The organism is Mesorhizobium sp. M7A.F.Ca.MR.245.00.0.0 (genome assembly GCF_003997415.1).
GTDB lineage: Bacteria > Pseudomonadota > Alphaproteobacteria > Rhizobiales > Rhizobiaceae > Mesorhizobium.
In genome coordinates, this window is record NZ_RZTE01000086.1 from 1 (window position 1) to 3,741 (window position 3,741).

Genomic DNA, 3,741 nt, shown 5'->3' on the forward strand with positions numbered 1-3,741 from the left:
CATGGGCGCGGCATGCAGGATTAACCGAGCCCAGCCGGTCATGAGTGCGGCCGGCCGGGTCGGGCGATAGGCAGTCATGCCCTGCCCTTCCTGCGGGTCAAGCACTCCGAAAAAACATTTCCCCCATAAATGCTAGATCTTCCGTTGCCTTTTCGCGGGCTTCTGCGTGAGGTGAGGCACGCCATCCATGGCATGTGGCACACGCACGCGATGCCAGTGCACGGTCGTTTTCTCGGCAAGGCCGTTCTCTACCTCGACCCGCACGCGCTCGCCCTGACGGACCCGGATTTCCGGGCCTGGAACGGGCCTTCGGCGCGCAATCGAGCCCGGTTCACCCGGCCCAATGGCGTCCACTTTGGGGGCGCATGCACTGCAGACCCGCTGGACCTGATCCGGGAGAGGATGGGCGCGGCGATTGGAATAGCTATGAAAGCGCATCGGACCGTGGAACTGCGCGCGCAGACTTTCGGAGGAAGGCTCGCTTTTAAACGTTATCGTGCAACTCTGACCGTTCTTCGCCTTGGCGGGTGCCGCGGAAGAATCCCGGGTTCTGCGAGCGCTGCGAGAACACCTGCGGTCGATCCTGTACCACAATCTCGCGAAGCTCGATGCTCTCTACAAACGATGTCTTGGATTCTCACGCCCTTATTTCAGCACTTCGCTCGCTTGCCCGACTCGGCCGCGGTCAGCCTTCACCGCCAATTTTATTGGCGCAGCGACGTTCCTATCGGTTCAGGCGAAGCTTCTTGAACCTGCCGCTCTCTCGTTGCCCTGGCACGATTAATCGTCCTCTCAGTCTGTCATTGGCGGAGTCGCTCCTGAGGCGCGCGCCGGCGAGTTCGAGGAGCGCGTGGCTATCTCCTCGGTCCAGCCGGATTCCGCTGCGCGCTCAGCCAATTCCTGGAAGGCCGATTCCAAGGCGAGCTGGCATTGAAGGCCGCGGTCCGGATGGTCGACTAGCTTGGTTCCACGATCGCAATGCTTGATCGCTTCATTGCAGGCCATGGGCTCTCGCCCTCTCCTTTTGCCACACGAGGCGCCAGCTCACGTGTTGTGCGCCCCGGCAACCGCTTTCACCAGCCGCTCCAGCGATCCCGCGCGCTCCAGCTCCGCAAAGAATGATGCGGCGTGACGCTACCCAGCCGGTGCTTCTCGGCCATTTGCACACATAGGGATAGTCGACCATGAAATCGGACCGAGGCGAGGCGTTGGACGTTTCAGTCTTGGTCTGAATGCGCCGCCCACGAGCCGATCGGCCTTCTCGATGATTTGGCGCACCCTCGTTGTCGACAAGCCATGTTCCTGAGCCAGGTCGGCGAAACTCTTGCCCTTCAGAAAGCCGTCGACCAGGGCTATGTTCCTATCGACGGTCGGCTAAATCCCAGCAGGCGCGCGCAGTTTTCCGGCATCATTCCGTTTGTTCATCCGCTTGTCCGCGCCCCCTGCAAATCCTACCGGGCCAAATCGGTGCTTGGAAGACCCACTCATGTCATGGCCTCGGGAAAGTACAAGGCCGACGGTTATGTGAATACGAAAGATGCTGGCGATCACCATGATCGTTGGTGACCGCTGACCTCCCCAATGTCGGCTTCGACGGCACACCGGGAGCTCTCGGCAATGTTGAATAATTCCGTTTGAAGATGGTTGACTTCGTCGTCGAGGCTCGATCCATCAGGATCGGTATCGACGATTCTATATTTGAGAAACCCAAATTCGTTTGACTCGCGCAATTCGCTGTACGGCGTATCATCGCAAGCGCGGGATTCCGACATCCTGCGAAGTGCCCGCGTTGCTGGAATCGATTTTGCGGAAGTAAAAAGGCCCCGGCGCTGGGTCGGCGCGCAGGGCCTTCAGGCATGTACGAGCTACCAGCATGTCCAGTTATGATCGTGCGCTATCATAATGAACAAACGGTGAATGATCGCTATCCGAGGTGCAGGGCGGGCGAGATGGTGGGGCGGTGGGGGACCTGTACCGCTGCAGCGGGGCCACGAGCAGCGACTCGAGCCATGCGCCACGCTGCAGGACCTCGATTTCGGGCCAAGCCTCGAGCCCGCAACTCGCCTTGCTTCTCGGAAATCATAAGGCTTTGTGGGGCGGTTAAGCAGCGCGATATGGCCGCGGCGATACGAAGTTTTCATCTTTACCCTGTTCAGACGGTCAGGCTGCCTTCGCCGCCGGCTTGGCTGCCTTGACATGGGTTATACTGCGGCGACCGTCGACGCCGATCGGAACGTCACCGTCAACCGTAGCGCGACGCACAACCCGGTGCTGGTCGCCATAGTCGTTGACCGCATAATGCTGGTTAGCACGGTTGTCCCAGATAGCGACGTCGCCTACTTGCCAGCGCCACCGCACGGTATTTTCCGGGGCAGTGACGTAGGACTGGAACACCTCGTAGAGTTTGGCGGAATCGCTCTTGGAAAGGCCGACGAGGCGCTGCACGAAATTGCCGAGCAGCAGCGACTTCTCCCCGGTTTCCGGATGGACGCGCACGACCGGATGCTCGGTCTCGTAGATCGTCGATGTGAAAACTTCCTCGAAGTGCTTCTTCTCTTCGGCTGTGGCGCGCGGGCGCACGGCTGCGTAGTCGTAGGCATTGCTATGAATAGCCCACAGATTGTCCGCCAATATTTTGAGCGGCGCCGGCAGATTCTCGTACGCGGCGTGCGTGTTGGACCAGATCGTGTCGCCCCCCGCCGCCGGAATGACGACGCCACGTAGGACCGAGAATTTCGGATAGGCATCGACGAAAGTCACATCGGTATGCCACTGGTCTGGCCTGCCACCGCCACGGCCGGAATCGAGATTGAGGATTGAGGCCGTGCCGGCTGCCGGCCCCTGCGTGGGATGAGGTACAAGGTTACCCAGACGCCGCGCGAACAATTCCTGCTCCGCATCGTCGAGATGCTCCTGGCCGCGGAAGAAGATCACCTTGTGTTTTAGAAGAAGCTGGTTGATGGCTGCTATCGCTGCGTCCGAAAGGTCTCCACCAAGGCGAACGCCTCTGATTTCAGCTCCAACACGGCTGGTCAGCGGTACAACGTCGGAGTCAGGAATTCTCTTCGTCAAGCTCGAAAGCCAAAATCCCGGCGGATCGATCAAGGATCGCATTGCGTTGTCGATGATCGTTAATGCCGAACAGCGTGGCCAGCTCGCGCCGGGCGGTACAATCATCGAAGCGACCGCTGGCAACACAGGGCTCGGCCTGGCCTGGCGGCACGAAGCGCGTGATCGCGTGTCCAAAAGCTGACAGCGTCAGACAAATGTCAGGTTCATTACAACCAACATCTGGGCACTGACGAGGTTTTTCGAAGCAATGGGCGCTAACTGCGCGCTGAGCGCGTTGGCATGGCTTTTGAGACTGAGTGACTGTGACTGCACTTAATGGGGCAAGACGAGCGATGCGCTCCTCCCTGAACCCGTGTGCCGTCTCTGAGAGGAAACCAGCTCGTGCAGAAACCTTTGGAAATAGCTTTGGACCGCAACGTGGTATTGCAGATGGAGTCCCCGGCTCCTTCGATTAGAGTCGAGAACTGGCTGCATGGCGAGCCCCTCACGAGCTTTGAGCCCGGCAAGTGTACATAGTCGAATTTTGGGCAACTTGGTGCGGCCCATGTGGGACGGGATGCCCCATCTGATCCAGCTGCAGGGCGTCGCCAGGCGCGCCATCTGGACAGCAGGAGCTGGACTATGGGCAAGGTAACAGGCTTTCTCGAAATCGACCGGCAGGTGCACAAG

The 3,741-nt window shown here is 59.6% G+C and carries 2 protein-coding genes and 3 pseudogenes; 3 read left to right on the forward strand and 2 right to left on the reverse strand.

The window, feature by feature from the left end:
- Window positions 1-156 precede the first annotated feature (156 nt).
- A pseudogene (locus EOB80_RS34050) lies at window positions 157-303 on the reverse strand (multicopper oxidase domain-containing protein); the annotation flags it as partial.
- A 993-nt stretch (window positions 304-1,296) separates the two neighbouring features.
- Between EOB80_RS34050 and EOB80_RS34725 the strand changes: the two are divergent.
- The gene (locus EOB80_RS34725; RefSeq protein ID WP_024504272.1) at window positions 1,297-1,566 is read left to right on the forward strand and encodes a hypothetical protein; all 270 of its coding nucleotides are present in this window, start codon (window positions 1,297-1,299) and stop codon (window positions 1,564-1,566) included.
- Between the two features lie 594 nt (window positions 1,567-2,160).
- Here EOB80_RS34725 and EOB80_RS34060 read toward each other — a convergent pair.
- Window positions 2,161-3,102: a TauD/TfdA family dioxygenase gene (locus EOB80_RS34060; protein ID WP_281041029.1), complete on the reverse strand. Its 942-nt coding sequence runs from the start codon at window positions 3,100-3,102 to the stop codon at window positions 2,161-2,163.
- Between EOB80_RS34060 and EOB80_RS35790 the strand changes: the two are divergent.
- Together EOB80_RS35790 and EOB80_RS34070 are read left to right on the forward strand one after the other, a co-directional pair.
- Window positions 3,008-3,214: pseudogene (locus tag EOB80_RS35790) on the forward strand (pyridoxal-phosphate dependent enzyme); the annotation flags it as partial. The gene EOB80_RS34060 and the pseudogene EOB80_RS35790 sit on opposite strands and share 95 nt — an antisense overlap.
- A gap of 287 nt (window positions 3,215-3,501) precedes the next feature.
- Window positions 3,502-3,652 (forward strand): annotated as a pseudogene (locus tag EOB80_RS34070) (thioredoxin domain-containing protein); the annotation flags it as partial.
- Window positions 3,653-3,741 lie beyond the last annotated feature (89 nt).